This window comes from Azotobacter chroococcum (assembly GCF_004339665.1).
Classification (GTDB): domain Bacteria; phylum Pseudomonadota; class Gammaproteobacteria; order Pseudomonadales; family Pseudomonadaceae; genus Azotobacter; species Azotobacter chroococcum.
This window is the reverse complement of record NZ_SMMU01000063.1, coordinates 1-13,781: the sequence shown is the minus strand read 5'-3', so window position 1 is coordinate 13,781 and position 13,781 is coordinate 1. Positions and strand designations below refer to the sequence as shown.

Below are 13,781 nucleotides of genomic sequence, written 5' to 3'. Positions count from 1 at the left end.
GCCCAGCGCGGACAGGGCCACGCCCTGGGCGAGTAGCGTCTTGTGCATGTTGTTTTCGTCTCCTGGATGGATGATGCGCGGTGCTTCTTGTTGTCATGGGGAAACCGCTACCGCATGCGGGTTTTCCCCGTCGCTGCCTGCCGGTCGCGGCTAGGACGGACATTTCCGGCGAGCGTCAGAACGAGGGCGACGGGGGCGGAGGGGCGGAGCGGAAGGCGCTGAGTGCGGTTTTTCATTGCTGTTGTCACCGGCGAAGATCGGTGGAAAAGGAGCAAAAAAGCCCCCTCCGCCATCGCGGAGGCATTGAGCGAAGGGGGAAGGCCGATGCGGGGCACCGGCTTTAGCAGATCAGGGAGCCGTGACGCCCGGCGGAATGCCTGACGTGCGGAAGGGGTGCGGACTGCGGGCGCGGATCTTGGTGGTCATGCGGTTTTCCCGTTCTTTATTGTCGTTGTCGTCACGGAAGCCGGGGGTTGGCGCCCCCGGATGAAGCTGGGCGTCTCCCGCGAGGGGGAGCGCCCTTACAGCGCCTCGCGGCTCGGCTGGCCGTCGACCAGGCGCAGGATGCCCAGCGGGTTGGCGTTCTGCAGGGCCTCCGGCAGCAGCTCGTTCGGGTAGTTCTGGTAGCACACCGGGCGCAGGAAGCGGTCGATCGCCAGGCTGCCCACCGAGGTGCCGCGGGCGTCCGAGGTGGCCGGGTAGGGACCGCCGTGGACCATCGCGTCGCAGACTTCCACTCCGGTCGGGTAGCCGTTGACCAACAGGCGCCCGGCCTTCTGTTCCAGCACCGGCACCACGGCGGCGAAGGCGGCAAGGTCCGCCGGCTCGGCGATCAGGGTAGCGGTGAGCTGGCCGTGCAGGCCGTGCAGCGCACGGATCAGCTCGGCCTGGTCGGCCACTTCGACGACCACGGTGGTGGGGCCGAAGACCTCTTCCTGGAGCAGCGCGTCGCCTTCCAGCAGCAGGGCGACGTCGGCCTGGAACAACTGCGGCCGGGCCTGGTTGCCTTCCTGCGGCTGGCCGGCCAGGTGCCTGACCTTCGGATGGGCGCGCAGGGCGGCGACGCCTTTCTCGTAGCTCTTCAGGGTGCCGGGGTTGAGCATGGTCTGCGGGCCCTGGTCGGCCATGGCGGCGGCGAAGCTCTCCAGGAAGGCGGAGAACTCCGCCGAGCGCAGGCCGACGATCAGCCCGGGGTTGGTGCAGAACTGCCCGCAACCCAGGGTGACCGAGCCGCTCAGCTCCTTGGCGATGTCGCCGCTGCGACGCTTGAGTGCCGCGGGCAGCAGCAGCACCGGGTTGATGCTGGACATCTCGGCGAACACCGGGATCGGCTGCGGCCGGGCGGCGGCCATGTCGCAGAGGGCGCGGCCGCCCTTGAGCGAGCCGGTGAAGCCGACCGCCTGGATCGCCGGGTGCTTGACCAGCGCCTCGCCGACGCCGTTGCCGTAGATCATGTTGAACACCCCGGCGGGCATGCCGGTCTTCGCGGCGGCGCGGAGGATGGCGTCGGCGACGCACTCGGTGGTGGCCATGTGGCCGCTGTGCGCCTTGAACACCACCGGGCAGCCGGCGGCCAGGGCCGCGGCGGTGTCGCCGCCGGCGGTGGAGAAGGCCAGCGGGAAGTTGCTGGCGCCGAACACCGCGACCGGGCCGACGCCGATGCGGCACTGGCGCAGGTCGACGCGCGGCAGCGGCTGGCGCTCGGGCAGGGCGCGGTCGATGCGCGCGGCGTGGAAGTCGCCGCGGCGCAGGACCTGGGCGAACAGGCGCATCTGGCCGCTGGTGCGGCCGCGCTCGCCCTGGATGCGCGCGGCGGGCAGGGCGGTCTCGCGGCAGACGATGGCGACGAAGTCGTCGCCCAGGGCGTCGATTTCGGCGGCGATGGCCTCGAGGAACTCGGCGCGGCGGGCGGCGGGCAGGGCACGGTAGGCCGGATAGGCGGCGGCGGCGGCCTCGGCGGCGGCGTTCACTTCTTCAGGCGTGGCCTGGTAAAAGTCATAGGATAACTTTTCGCCCGTAGCCGCATCGATGCTGTGGACGACGACGTCGCCCTGGCTGCTGCGGGTGCCTGCGATGTAGTTCTTGCCTTCGATCCGCATTGATTCAACTCCTCTAACCGTAAGGGTTTGGCGGTTATTGACGGGCTGCCTGGGCAGTTTCCCGGCTGGGGCGTCAGGGGTGTGCAGGGCAACTGTACAACGTCGGAAGTTGAATGTCATCGTATGACTTGCCGATTGTTGCGCCTGCACGGCAGGGAAGAATCACAGCCGTCCAATGGCGCCGGGCGGCAGGGCGTCTACGGCCGGGGCGATGCCATTGGTCAGCGGCTCGCCGAACTCGGCGATGCCGATCTCGAAGCGGTCGCCCGGTCGCGTCCTCACGCCGTCGGCGAAGGACAGGGTGGCGGTGCCGAAGAAGTGCACGTGCACGTCGCCCGGACGGAGGAACTGGGCGTACTTGAAGTGGTGGTACTCCAGGTTCTCCAGGCTGTGGCACATGTTGTCCTCGCCGGAGAGGAACTCCTGCTCCCAGAGCACCTCGCCGCCGCGGCGGATGCGGCTGACGCCGGCCAGATGGCGCGGCAGCCCGCCCAGGCGCAGCTCCGGGCCGAAGCTGCAGCAGCGCAGCTTGGAATGCGCCAGATACAGGTAGTTGCGGCGCTCCATGACATGGTCGGAGAACTCGTTGCCGAGGGCGAAGCCCAGCCGGTACGGCCTGCCGTCCGCGCCGATCACGTAGAGGCCGGCCAGTTCCGGTTCCTCGCCGGCGTCCTCGGCGAACGGCGGCAGCGGCAGGTCCGCGCCGGGTCGTACGACGATGCCGCCGTCGCCCTTGTAGAACCACTCCGGCTGCGCGCCCGGCTGGCCGGCGGCGGGTTTGCCGCCCTCCAGGCCCCAGCGGAACATGCGCATGGTGTCGGTCATGCCGGCTTCGACCTCGCCGTCATGCTGGTGCATCTTGTCGCGCGCCGAGGCGCTGCCCAGATGGGTCAGGCCGGTGCCGCTGACCAGGCAGTGGGCCGGGTCCGGGTGATCCAGCGGGACCAGCACGCGCCGCTCGGCGCGCAGTTGGGCATAGTCGTAAGCCTCGCCCAGGCTCAGGCTCTCGATGTGTGCGGCCAGGCTCCGGCCGGCGGCGATGGCCGCCAGGGCCAGTTCGCGGGTGCTCGCCGCATCCCGCACTTCGCGGACCAGGCCGCCGTCCACCAGGCCGACGCGACGCGCGCCGCCGGCCACTTCGAATTGAATCAAGCGCATTTTCGAATCCTCGTCTTGTGAGTGGCGGGCGCGTCAGACGCCGCCCAGGTGGGCCGGCTGCTGCGCCTGCCGGCGCTCGAGGCGCTGGTAGACGATGCCGGTCAGCAGCAGGCCGAAGCAGAGCACGGCGGACAGGAAGTACAGGCCCGAGGCCAGGTTGCCGGTGTATTCCTTGAGCGCGCCGATGGCGAACGGGCCCAGGTAGCCGCCCAGGTTGCCGAAGGAGTTGATCAGGGCGATGCCGGCCGCCGCGCTGGCGCCGCTGAAGAAGCGTCCGGGCAGGGTCCAGAACACCGCGGTGATGGAGTAGAGGGTGAAGGCGACCAGCGACAGCGCGGCCAGCTGCAAAACCGGCGAACCCAGCCAGGCGCTGAAGAACATGGCGCAGGCGCCCAAGGCGTGCAGCACCGCCAGGTGCCCGTAGCGGTCGTTCAGGCGGTCCGAGCTGCGCGGCACGATCAGCAGGCCGAGGATGCCGAAGGCATAGGGCACCGCCGAAATGAAGCCGGTGGCCAGGGTGCTGCCGCCGAACTGGTGGACGATGGTCGGCAGCCACAGGCCGAGGCCGTAGATGCTCAGGGTCACCGGCAGGAAGAACAGCGCCAGCAGCAGCACGCGCCTGTCCTTCAGGGCATGCAGCGGGTTCTCGTGGCGGGTCTGGCCGTATTCCCGGCGGTCCTTCTCCAGCTCGTCGAGCAGCCAGGCCTTCTGTTCGCCGCTGAGCCAGTCCACCTGGTCCGGGCGGTCCGGGAGGATGCGCAGGGTCGGCCAGGCCAGCAGCACCGCCGGGGCGCCGATGGCGAGGAACAGCCACTGCCAGCCGTGCAGGCCGGTCAGGCCGTCGAGGCCCAGCAGCAGACCGGACAGCGGGCCGGTGACCAGCATGGCGATCGGCTGGGAGAGGATGAACAGGCCGAGGACCTTGCCGCGATGGCGGACCGGGTACCACTGGGTGATGTAGTAGAGCACGCCGGGGAAGAAGCCGGCTTCGGCGGCGCCGAGCAGAAAGCGCATCACGTAGAAGCCGCTCGGGCTGTCGACCCAGGCCATGCCCATGGTCATCAGGCCCCAGGTGAACAGGATGCGGGCGAACCAGCGGCGCGCGCCGAAGCGGTCGAGCATCAGGTTGCTGGGGATCTCGAAGAGGAAATAGCCGATGAAGAACAGGCCGGCGCCCATGCCGTAGGCGGCGTCGCCGAGGCCGATGTCGGCGCCCATGTGCAGCTTGGCGAAGCCGACCGCGGAGCGGTCGATGTAGGCGATCAGGTAGAGCAGGATCAGGAAGGGGATCAGTTTGGCGGTGATCTGGCGGACAAGCCGCGTTTCGGGGCTCATGTGCTGCGGTCTCCAGTTGTTGTTGTAAGGACCGGGTGCGGGGCGGTGGGCCGCCCTCGCGATGCCAGCGGACTATATAGTAATACTATTTAGCGAAACAACCCTTCCATTTTGACTTTGCAAGGGGTAATTTTGGTTCGTGTTGTTTTTATTAGTACTACTAAATCAAACAAGAGAGCCCTCCCATGTCCGACAAGCGTCCCCTCCGTTCCGCCGCCTGGTTCGGCAGCACCGACAAGAACGGCTTCATGTACCGCAGCTGGATGAAGAACCAGGGCATCCCGGACCACGAGTTCCAGGGCAAGCCGATCATCGGCATCTGCAACACCTGGTCGGAGCTGACCCCGTGCAACGCCCACTTCCGCAAGCTCGCCGAGCACGTGAAGAAGGGCGTGCTGGAGGCCGGCGGCTTCCCGGTCGAATTCCCGGTGTTCTCCAACGGCGAATCCAACCTGCGCCCCACGGCGATGCTGACCCGCAACCTGGCGAGCATGGACGTGGAGGAGGCGATCCGCGGCAACCCGGTGGACGCGGTGGTGCTGCTCACCGGCTGCGACAAGACCACCCCGGCCCTGTTGATGGGCGCGGCCAGCTGCGACGTGCCGGCCATCGTGGTGACCGGCGGGCCGATGCTCAACGGCAAGCACAAGGGCCGCGACATCGGCGCCGGCACCGTGGTCTGGCAGATGCACGAGGCCTACAAGGCCGGGCAGATCAGCCTCGATGAGTTCCTCTCCGCCGAGGCCGGCATGTCGCGCTCGGCCGGCACCTGCAACACCATGGGCACCGCCTCGACCATGGCCTGCATGGCCGAGGCGCTGGGCACCTCGCTGCCGCACAACGCGGCGATCCCGGCGGTGGACGCGCGCCGCTACGTGCTGGCGCACCTCTCCGGCATGCGCATCGTCGAGATGGTCGGGGAGGATCTGCGCCTGTCGAAGATCCTCACCCGCGAGGCCTTCGAGAACGCCATCCGGGTCAACGCGGCGATCGGCGGCTCGACCAACGCGGTGATCCACCTCAAGGCCATCGCCGGGCGCATCGGCGTGAACCTCGAGCTGGACGACTGGACGCGCATCGGCCGCGGCATGCCGACCCTGGTCGACCTGCAGCCCTCCGGGCGCTTTCTGATGGAGGAGTTCTACTACGCCGGCGGCCTGCCGGCGGTGATCCGGCGGATGGACGAGGGCGGCCTGCTGCCCAACCCCGGGGCGCTGACGGTGAACGGCAAGTCGCTGGGGGCCAACTGCGCGCAGGCGCCGATCTACGGCGAGGACGAGGTGATCCGCCGGCTGGACAACCCGCTGCGCGAGGACGGCGGCATCTGCGTGCTGCGCGGCAACCTGGCGCCCAAGGGCGCGGTGCTCAAGCCGTCCGCCGCCACCCCGGCGCTGATGCAGCATAGCGGCCGCGCGGTGGTGTTCGAGAACTTCGACGACTACAAGGCGCGCATCGCCGACCCGGCGCTGGACGTCGACGAGACCTGCATCCTGGTGCTGAAGAACGCCGGGCCCAAGGGCTATCCGGGCATGGCCGAGGTGGGCAACATGGGCCTGCCGCCGAAGGTCCTGGCCAAGGGCATCACCGACATGGTGCGCATCTCCGATGCGCGGATGAGCGGCACCGCCTACGGCACCGTGGTCCTCCACGTGGCGCCGGAAGCGGCCGCCGGCGGCCCGCTGGCGGCGGTGCGCAACGGCGACATGATCGAGCTGGACTGCGCCGGCGGCCGCCTGCACCTGGACATCTCCGCCGAGGAGCTGGCCGCGCGCCTGGCCGACCTGGCGCCGCCGGCCCCGCTGCTCTGGGACGGCGGCTACCGGCGGCTGTACATCGACCACGTGCTGCAGGCCGACGAGGGCTGCGACTTCGACTTCCTGGTCGGCTGCCGCGGCGCGGAGGTGCCGCGCCACTCGCACTGAGCCGAGCGCGCGCGGACCCGGCCGTCGCCGGTCCGCGTCGCCCTGCTGGACTTCCCGCGGTCGGTGCTACTATGCGGGCCCCTCCGGAACCGCCGCAGACCGATGGACTACCGCCAGCCCAAACCCCGCAAGAGCCAGCACGCGCGCATCGTGCACGAACTCGGCCGCCTGATCGTCTCCGGCCGCCTCAAGCCCGAGGACAAGCTGCCCGCCGAGGCGCAGCTCTGCGAGGACTACGACGTCAGCCGCACGGTGCTGCGCGAGGCGACCCGGGTGCTGGTGGCCAAGGGCCTGGTCTACTCCAGGCCGCGGGTCGGCAGCGTGGTGCGGGCGCGCCGCGACTGGCACCTGCTCGACCCGGACGTGCTGCACTGGCTGATGCAGTGCAGCCCGCAGGGCGAGTTCTTCGACAAGCTGTCCAGCGTGCGCTGCATCATCGAGCCGGCCTCGGCCGCGCTGGCCGCGGTCAACGCCACCGCCGGGGACCTCGAGGCCATCGCCGAGGCCTATGCGCGCATGGAGGCGGCCAAGGACCCGGAAAGCTTCCTGGAGCCCGACCTGGACTTTCACAGCCGGATTGCCGAGGCCACCCACAACGAGCTGCTGGCGCACCTGTGCGACATGTTCTCGCTGGCCCTGCGCGAGTCGATGCGCCATTCCAACCGCCGCCCCAACCTCCACGAGCTGGCCCTGCCGCGGCACAAGGCGATCCTCACCGCGATCCAGAACCGCGACACCCTGGGCGCGCGGCATGCCTCGCTGGTCCAGCTGGAGGACGCGCGCGCCGCGCTGAACGCGGTGCTGGGCGAGGATTTCCCGCTGTAACGTCCGTCACGCCGGGGGCCGTTCTTCCCCGGACCTTGCCGGCGCCTCGGCCGCGACGCGCTCGATGGCCGCGGCCACCTGTCCCGGGGCGGCGTAGTGCAGCATGTGCCCGGCCTCCGGAATCAGCTGCAGATGGCTGCCCGGGAGCTGCTCGTGGAGCCACCGGGCATGCCGCTCGTGCTGCACCACCAGGTCGCCGGTGCCGGCCATGATCATGACCGGCAGGCGCAGCTCCCGGTAGCGCTCGCGCATCTTCATCACGGCTGGAATCAGGGTCACCGCATCCTGGGATTCGGCGCGGATCTGCAGCGGACGCAGGGGGAACTGCTGGGGAAACTGGCGCTTGAAGCGCTCCGGAACGGGCAGCGGGGCGAACATGACCCTGACGTTCAGCGCCAGCAGGGGGCCGTTGAGGAGCGGCGCCAGGGTATGGCGCAGGGCGCCGCCGATGAGCGGGATCGCCGGCGGGGCCGCGGCCAGCACGTCGAGGCGGGCAGTCGCCGCGTAGTAGCCGCCGAGCAGCACCAGGCCGGCCACGCTGTCCGGCTGGTTCAGCGCCATCTTCAGCGCGACCAGCGTCCCCCAGGAGTGCCCGACGACCACCGGGCGCTCGACGCCGAGCTGCAGGAGCGCCCGCTGCAGCAGCTCGGCCTGCCGGCTCGCGGTCCACAGGGTGCCGAGCGGGCGGTCGCTGTAGCCGTAGCCGGGGCGGTCGAAGGCGAGCACCCGGTGCGTCCTGGCCGTCCGTTCGAACACCCCGCTCAGGACGTAGTCCTCGGCGCCCACGACGTTGCCGTGCAGCAGCACGACCGGCGAGCCCTGGCCCTGGTCGAGGTAGTGCAGGCGCACCCCGTCCACCGTGATGAACTGCCCGCTCGGCGGGTGCTCGCGTTCGGCCCGGCGGGTCTGGTAGCGGTTGTAGAGGGCCATGGCCGCCAGGGCCGTGACGAGGAGCAGGGCCTGGAGCGTGGTGGGGTCGAGCGGGTCTGCATTCATGGAAGCCTCCCGGGTGCCGGCTGTGGCACCCGACGCACTGCGCCGATGGGTTCGCACTTCTCTCAGCTTATGGCGTGTGCGGGGAATCCGCCCGGAACAGCGGAACGATGGCGGCGCCGCCGCCGAGGATCGGACGGAGCAGAATCTGGTAGCTGTCGGCGTCGAAGGGGCACGGCTGCCAGGCGGGGGCGCGGCGGGCTTCCGCCAGGCTGGCGCAGGTGCCGAGGAAGTGCCAGCGGTCGACCACATGGTAGTCCTCGAGCTCCCCGCTCCGCTCATGCAGGGCGACCGGCCCGGGATAGGGCCAGGCGGCGACCGCCTGCCCGGCCAGGGCGTCGAGCAGGCGGGCGGCGTGTTCCTCGCGGCTTTCGCGCCCGATGCAGGCGCCGCGGCACTTGCCGATCTGCGCGCGGAAGCAGGCGCGCCCGGGGCTGGTTTTTTCGAGGCCCAGCAGGGCATGGCAGAGCTGCTGCCGGTCGGCGATGGCCAGGAGCCGTTCGCCGGCCGCGCGCCGGCTGGCGAAGAGTCCGTAGAGGGCCTGTCCCGGGCCGGGCGCGAGCGCCTCGACGATCTCCGGCCGGCCGTCCGCGAGGCGGATCGAGCAGAGCGTGCGCTGGCGGCGCAGGCGCTTGTTGTAGAGCGGCTGCCGCTCCTTGATCAGGCGCGACTCGAGGAGCAGGGCGCCGATCTCGCCAGCCGTGCGGATGTGCTCGATGCGCCGGGTCTGGCGCAGCAGGCGGGCTTCCTCGGCGCTGCGCAGATGGGCGAGCAGGCGCGCGCGAATGTCCACGCTCTTGCCGATGTAGAGCGGCAGGCTGTCGTCGTCGCCGTGGAACAGGTAGACGCCGGGCGCCTTCGGCGCCGCGGCGATCTGCTCGCGCAGATGCTCGGGATAGCGGTAGGCGGCGGCGGGGCGCAGGGCGCGTCGGCTCGGGAGCATGCTGCGTCCGCGGGCCGTCAGGGTCGGGGGGAGCGCGGGCCAGCAGGCATGCCGCCGCCGTCTATACGCACTCGAAGTAGTCGAAGCCGAAGCGCTTCTGGAACATGTCCCGCGCCAGCTGGCGCACCCCCGGGGTGGTCGCCGGATTTTCCAGGAGCTCGATGCATAGCCGGTCCATGTAGGCGACGCAGTCGCGGATGCGCCGTTTCCGGCGGACGCGTTCCAGGTCGACGATGTTGCTCATCGTTCGGCCACCTCCCGCGGGAAGTGGTGCAGCTTCTCCAGCTGCCCGCGGCAGTGTCCGTGGGCCGGCAGCACCCGGTACACATGGAGCAGTTCGCCGCTGATGGTGCGCAGCACGACATAGCTGTTGCCGTCGAACTCCCGGACGGTGCTCCGGGTCATGCTCGGCATGTGCATGAGTTCTACCCTCGCGTAGTGGACGCGGCGCGCGCGTCGGATCAAGGCGGTGGCTTCCCTGGCTGACTGTCCCGCTCCTCGATGGGGATCGATCGTCGTCGGCTAACGTTAGGGCCCTAACCTGTAGCTTGTAAACGGGGATTGGACGAATGGACGAAGCGGCGCCAGCGAGGCGGTTTTTTACGAAAAAATACTTTTTTAATCATTGCATTACGATATGGATGTGTAGCGCGGACCAGGCGCATCGCCGCTATGGCCGCGCTGGGTGGCAGTGAGGTCGGCACACAGATCCGACGCCGGTCGCGTTTCCCGCTGTTGTGCAGGCGTTGCTCCTCGGCTCGGCATCTCAGCGCCAGGTGGCGGATGTTGGGAAGGGGAGGCGTACCGCGGAACAGGACGAGGGGGAGGGTGGCGCCTGCTGCAGGCTGCCAGTCAGAAGCTCTTCTTCGCTGAAGAAGATGCCGCATTAGCCAGCCTCAGGTGCCGGATCCCGTAGCGTTATCGCTGGCCGACATCGACGGCCTTGCCGTCAGGCAGGGGGCTCTTGCCGGGTGAATCAGCCCTCGGCAGCAGCGTTACCACCTGCAGTGGTTTTTTGTCTTGAGCGCTACAGCAAAAATCTCGTCTGGGTAGCCTCGCTCCTTGAGACATCTCATCAGGGTGGTTCGGAATAGCTCGTTACTTCTGGCGGGATTCCAGGCCAGTGAGGACATGCCGATTCTCGAACTGGCGAGCTTCGAGCATTCCCGAACCTTCGATAGGTGCGGCTCCACGATTATATTGGGTCCTTCGATTATCGCGTGGACAGTAATTTTCTGGGGCCCGTAGCGGAACGTTGGCGAGCTGGTCCCTAATGGCCCGCTGCTTTTCCATTCGACCTTTCTACAGGAAGCGAGATCGAAATGGCCCAACTCGAGTTCGACGGCGGTCGCTGAAAAAACCGTACTTGCCCAAAAGGCGGCTAATCCCAGTAAGAATGGCTGCTTGTTCATTTTTTTACCGCCCTCTCGCATGCGCCTGGTTTCAGGTTGTCGGCGGCGCGACGTTGTGTTTCGTATTCATTGCCCAGCTCGTCTTTGAGGCGATTGATTTCAAGCGAAAGAGAGGGGGAGTCCGATGTCGCTTGTCCTGTCCTGTTCCTTGCTCTTTCTTTCTGATCTTCGATTTCTTTCTGCAGGCTGATGATTTTCTTCGTCGTAAGTTCTACGTTGATTCTGCTTTCCACGAGAGCGATGCCGTTTTCCGCTTGGCACTTCAAGACCTCGACTTCCTGTTTCGTAGCAAAATAGTCACGGACAAAGAAAATGCCCGCGATTAAGCTGGCGATCAACAAGATCATTTCCTTGTATTGTTTTGCGATTTCAAAGAACTGGTTCATGTTCGACAAGGCCGGATAAGTTGTAGGGAAGTGCAAAAAGTGGTGATGCCATCCTTTTCGGATGCCCCTTTTTCGCGATGATGCAGCCGGTGGCCGATGATGGCTGGCGGATGCTGATGTCGGGTTTGGCAGTACGGCCGGCATGCCCGTATCTCGGGTCATTTGGGTGCGATCGCGTTCACCCGCTTCCATCGGTCGATCGTGCGCAGAGTGCCGAGGCCGAGCATTCCGAAGATCAGTTCGAACAGCACGTCGTCGAGCGAGGGCAGTGGCGGGACATTCCCGACGCCGGCCACGGTCAGCAGCCATGGCAGCAGCGGCCGGGCCAGGAACTCATAGGACAGGCCTGCCACGCAGACGTAGCCGGCGAGTGGCCGCCACCCGGCCTGGAAGCCGGCCTGGCTGGCCGCTTCGACTTCATTGATCTTCGCTTGGGCAAGGTTGACCTGCAGGGCCGCATCCACTTCCTTGAAGGCGCCGTCCTGGTGGAGCCTGAGCAGTTCGAACTGGGCCCTGGCCCTGGCTTCGGGATCGGAGATCACCGTGTCGAGCAGGTCTCTGATGGTCGGCAACAGTGCCGTGGCGACGGAAAGCAGGCTCATGTCTCCACCTCGCGTACGGCTTCCAGCGCTAGGGCGTACAACTGGTCCCAGGTGCCGCGACGAGGTTTTCCCGGGCGCCAGGTTCGCAGGTACAACTCCCACGCGGCGCCGACCTCGCCAACAGCCGGCAGTGGGGCCGGATCGGTCCAGAGCAGCAGACGGGCAAAGGCGGCAGCGAGCACGTCGTCATGTTCAAGGGCGGCATGGACGGCGGCGCCTATCGGTTTGACGCCACGCGCCTCGCAGATCTGCAGGGCATGGTCGCGGCTCGCCGGACAGCGCAGGACGCCGCGCACGCCGTCCTGCTCGAACATCCAGTAGCCACGGGCGGGGCCGCCGATCTGCTGGCGGTGACGGAGCGCCGACTCCTGCAGGCCGATGGAGAGGAGCAGGATTTCGGCAGCGGGGCTGGTCATCTTTGCAGGCAGCAGGGCCAGTGCCGGGGCAATGGCCCGTTGGCGGGCTTCAGACAAGCGCATGGGAGGTCTCCTGAGGAAAGGATCGTGGCATGCGGAGAGGGAAAACGTGTCGCGAGCAAACGCCCTGCTCATGGATAGGCAAGGGGGCGATTGCCGTTCTCCAGCATGTTCTTGTACGGCGGATACAAGTGGCGGAGGAAAAGTCTTGTAGAAGGGGCGAGGCGTTATCGAATGAAAAGCCCGCATAAAGCGGGCTTTTCATTTACTGCCGAACGCCGGAACAATCAGTAGTGCAGAAGTTCCAGGCTATGCCAGAGCGCCCGACTACCCGAGGTAGGCAGCGTTGTCGCGGTCGGATCCTCCTGGTTATATACCCCGGCCTTGAAATAAAGCTTCTTGCTATCCCAAGTGCTGTCGAAACTAAGGTCGATCGAGCCGGTGTTCTGTCCATATTGCACGCTGACTTTCACCGCGCGGGTCGAGGCAGCGTAAATGCTGTACGAGAACATGGCGTCCAGCGGGACGTTCTGCAGGATCACGTAGTTCACGGGGTCGACTTGATTGTATGTCTTGCGAAAGCCGACCCGAATCTTGCCGTTGTCGAAGAACAGTTTCAGCGGTGGCCGGTCATTGTCGACCACATGAATCTGGCCGATGACGGTCTTGCCGTTGCTCGGCAGGGACTTCATGGTCAGGGCCGAACGCAAATAGTGGTTCGGTTTGGAGGACAGCGTGAAGTTTCGCAACGTACGGGTATTGGGGGAGATCTCCCGGAATTCGGTGCGGGTCCTTTCGGTGCTCTGAGTGCTGGCTCCTAAAACCGGTGCCCACAATTCCAGATCTCCATTCTCCAGTGTCTTGAAGTATTCGTTCTCGGGAAACTCACCAGGCCAGTACGTCTTGGCTTCACCGTCTGCGTCTGCCTCAGGAGTGGTCAGATTCACACGAGTCAGGTCAATAGTAGCCATTGCTTATTTCTCCTCTGTGTTATCAACCCAGCAGCAGTTCGATGGACTCGAACTTGTCTGCTTCGCAGCCCCAGCCAGTACGGTTTCGTACTGGAACTGGCGGTGCTCTTGGGCAGCGCGCCCGTATCGTCGGATGCGCTGCCGCCGCGCTCCGTCAGGGCGGAGTGCGGCTGGCCAGAGTGCTGGCCCTAGATTCCGGCTTCAGGAAGCCGAACGTGGTAAAAGAGGCCGTGGTATTGCCGTGAGCCGTCTTGCTCGCTGGGCTCTCGTCTCGTTCGGCGAGGGGGGAATAAAAAAGCCCGCACAAGGCGGGCCTGAATCAGGGAGTCGGATTTTCTTGGTTCAACGCTGCGTACTATTCGGGCGGCATATGTTTCCGCATGATCGGGATATGCCTGCACCGCTATCTCGATGGGCAGAGCGATTATCGCTGTCGGTATTATCCCAAAAGAACTTTCGTCGAGCGGAGAGGTTGGCGATCATGTCGCGGGCATATGTGGCGCAAGGCTGGCAGCCACATCTATCGGGCACTGTCCACGCTCATTGGGCAGTGGTCTTGCTCCATCGCGGAATTGCCCATCAAGCAATTGGCGCGAATTTTCATGCATAGCAGTACCGAAAACGAAAGGCTATGTCTGAGTTAGCTGTTGCAGCAGGCTAAGCTGATCATGACGTCTCCGCATGCGGGAGGTGGATCATGAAAGCGAGTCAGTTCACGC

General features: G+C 66.6%; 13 protein-coding genes. 2 read left to right on the top strand and 11 right to left on the bottom strand.

All coding sequences use genetic code 11. The features are described 5' to 3' along the window. Positions 1-521: 521 nt before the first annotated feature. The 3 genes from EV691_RS22345 to EV691_RS22335 form a co-directional block, all read right to left on the bottom strand. Positions 522-2,099, bottom strand: coding sequence for an aldehyde dehydrogenase (NADP(+)) (locus tag EV691_RS22345; protein ID WP_131301582.1), 1,578 nt, complete (start codon positions 2,097-2,099; stop codon positions 522-524). 162 nt (positions 2,100-2,261) lie between these two features. Continuing rightward, positions 2,262-3,257: an AraD1 family protein gene (araD1, locus tag EV691_RS22340; RefSeq protein WP_131301579.1), complete on the bottom strand. Its 996-nt coding sequence runs from the start codon at positions 3,255-3,257 to the stop codon at positions 2,262-2,264. A 33-nt stretch (positions 3,258-3,290) separates the two neighbouring features. Further along, positions 3,291-4,592, bottom strand: a complete 1,302-nt coding sequence (locus EV691_RS22335; protein WP_131301576.1) for an MFS transporter — start codon at positions 4,590-4,592, stop codon at positions 3,291-3,293. A 185-nt stretch (positions 4,593-4,777) separates the two neighbouring features. Here EV691_RS22335 and EV691_RS22330 point away from each other — a divergent pair, with 185 nt between their 5' ends. Together EV691_RS22330 and EV691_RS22325 are read left to right on the top strand one after the other, a co-directional pair. Beyond that, positions 4,778-6,514 carry an IlvD/Edd family dehydratase gene (locus tag EV691_RS22330; RefSeq protein WP_131301574.1) on the top strand — a complete coding sequence of 579 codons (1,737 nt, stop codon included), beginning with the start codon at positions 4,778-4,780 and terminating at the stop codon, positions 6,512-6,514. A gap of 102 nt (positions 6,515-6,616) precedes the next feature. Further along, positions 6,617-7,339 (top strand): FadR/GntR family transcriptional regulator, encoded by a 723-nt coding sequence (locus EV691_RS22325; RefSeq protein WP_131301571.1) that lies wholly within the window; start codon positions 6,617-6,619, stop codon positions 7,337-7,339. 6 nt (positions 7,340-7,345) lie between these two features. On the opposite strand, the gene EV691_RS22320 is transcribed toward EV691_RS22325, so the two are convergent. From EV691_RS22320 to EV691_RS22285, 8 genes are all read right to left on the bottom strand, one after another. Then, positions 7,346-8,335 carry an alpha/beta fold hydrolase gene (locus EV691_RS22320; protein WP_131301570.1) on the bottom strand — a complete coding sequence of 330 codons (990 nt, stop codon included), beginning with the start codon at positions 8,333-8,335 and terminating at the stop codon, positions 7,346-7,348. Positions 8,336-8,402: 67 nt separating this feature from the next. Next, complete coding sequence (cho, locus tag EV691_RS22315) at positions 8,403-9,275, bottom strand: excinuclease Cho (protein WP_131301567.1); 873 nt, start codon at positions 9,273-9,275, stop codon at positions 8,403-8,405. A 61-nt stretch (positions 9,276-9,336) separates the two neighbouring features. Then, entirely contained in the window at positions 9,337-9,519 is a 183-nt protein-coding gene (locus EV691_RS22310; protein WP_131301565.1) for a hypothetical protein, read from the bottom strand. Beyond that, a complete protein-coding gene (locus EV691_RS22305; protein WP_131301562.1) occupies positions 9,516-9,695 on the bottom strand; it encodes a hypothetical protein in 180 nt (59 codons plus the stop codon). The genes EV691_RS22310 and EV691_RS22305 overlap by 4 nt, the downstream gene beginning before the upstream one ends. Positions 9,696-10,683: 988 nt before the next feature. Then, on the bottom strand, positions 10,684-11,265 hold the full coding sequence (locus tag EV691_RS22300; RefSeq protein ID WP_131301560.1) for a hypothetical protein: 582 nt from the start codon (positions 11,263-11,265) through the stop codon (positions 10,684-10,686). Next, positions 11,232-11,675: a holin family protein gene (locus EV691_RS22295; protein WP_131301557.1), complete on the bottom strand. Its 444-nt coding sequence runs from the start codon at positions 11,673-11,675 to the stop codon at positions 11,232-11,234. Before EV691_RS22295 ends, EV691_RS22300 begins: the two co-directional genes overlap by 34 nt. Further along, on the bottom strand, positions 11,672-12,154 hold the full coding sequence (locus EV691_RS22290; RefSeq protein WP_089166873.1) for a hypothetical protein: 483 nt from the start codon (positions 12,152-12,154) through the stop codon (positions 11,672-11,674). The genes EV691_RS22295 and EV691_RS22290 overlap by 4 nt, the downstream gene beginning before the upstream one ends. 224 nt (positions 12,155-12,378) lie before the next feature. After that, complete coding sequence (locus EV691_RS22285) at positions 12,379-13,062, bottom strand: polysaccharide lyase family 7 protein (protein WP_131252778.1); 684 nt, start codon at positions 13,060-13,062, stop codon at positions 12,379-12,381. Between the last annotated feature and the right edge of the window lie 719 nt (positions 13,063-13,781).

Excerpts from the sequence above, each read along its gene's own strand:
- EV691_RS22345 (WP_131301582.1), bottom strand. The coding sequence starts at position 2,099 with ATGCGGATCGAAGGCAAGAACTACATCGCAGGCACCCGCAGCAGCCAG.
- araD1 (WP_131301579.1), bottom strand. The coding sequence starts at position 3,257 with ATGCGCTTGATTCAATTCGAAGTGGCCGGCGGCGCGCGTCGCGTCGGC.
- EV691_RS22335 (WP_131301576.1), bottom strand. The coding sequence starts at position 4,592 with ATGAGCCCCGAAACGCGGCTTGTCCGCCAGATCACCGCCAAACTGATC.
- EV691_RS22330 (WP_131301574.1), top strand. The coding sequence starts at position 4,778 with ATGTCCGACAAGCGTCCCCTCCGTTCCGCCGCCTGGTTCGGCAGCACC.
- EV691_RS22325 (WP_131301571.1), top strand. The coding sequence starts at position 6,617 with ATGGACTACCGCCAGCCCAAACCCCGCAAGAGCCAGCACGCGCGCATC.
- EV691_RS22320 (WP_131301570.1), bottom strand. The coding sequence starts at position 8,335 with ATGAATGCAGACCCGCTCGACCCCACCACGCTCCAGGCCCTGCTCCTC.
- cho (WP_131301567.1), bottom strand. The coding sequence starts at position 9,275 with ATGCTCCCGAGCCGACGCGCCCTGCGCCCCGCCGCCGCCTACCGCTAT.
- EV691_RS22310 (WP_131301565.1), bottom strand. The coding sequence starts at position 9,519 with ATGAGCAACATCGTCGACCTGGAACGCGTCCGCCGGAAACGGCGCATC.
- EV691_RS22305 (WP_131301562.1), bottom strand. The coding sequence starts at position 9,695 with ATGCACATGCCGAGCATGACCCGGAGCACCGTCCGGGAGTTCGACGGC.
- EV691_RS22300 (WP_131301560.1), bottom strand. The coding sequence starts at position 11,265 with ATGGAAGCGGGTGAACGCGATCGCACCCAAATGACCCGAGATACGGGC.
- EV691_RS22295 (WP_131301557.1), bottom strand. The coding sequence starts at position 11,675 with ATGAGCCTGCTTTCCGTCGCCACGGCACTGTTGCCGACCATCAGAGAC.
- EV691_RS22290 (WP_089166873.1), bottom strand. The coding sequence starts at position 12,154 with ATGCGCTTGTCTGAAGCCCGCCAACGGGCCATTGCCCCGGCACTGGCC.
- EV691_RS22285 (WP_131252778.1), bottom strand. The coding sequence starts at position 13,062 with ATGGCTACTATTGACCTGACTCGTGTGAATCTGACCACTCCTGAGGCA.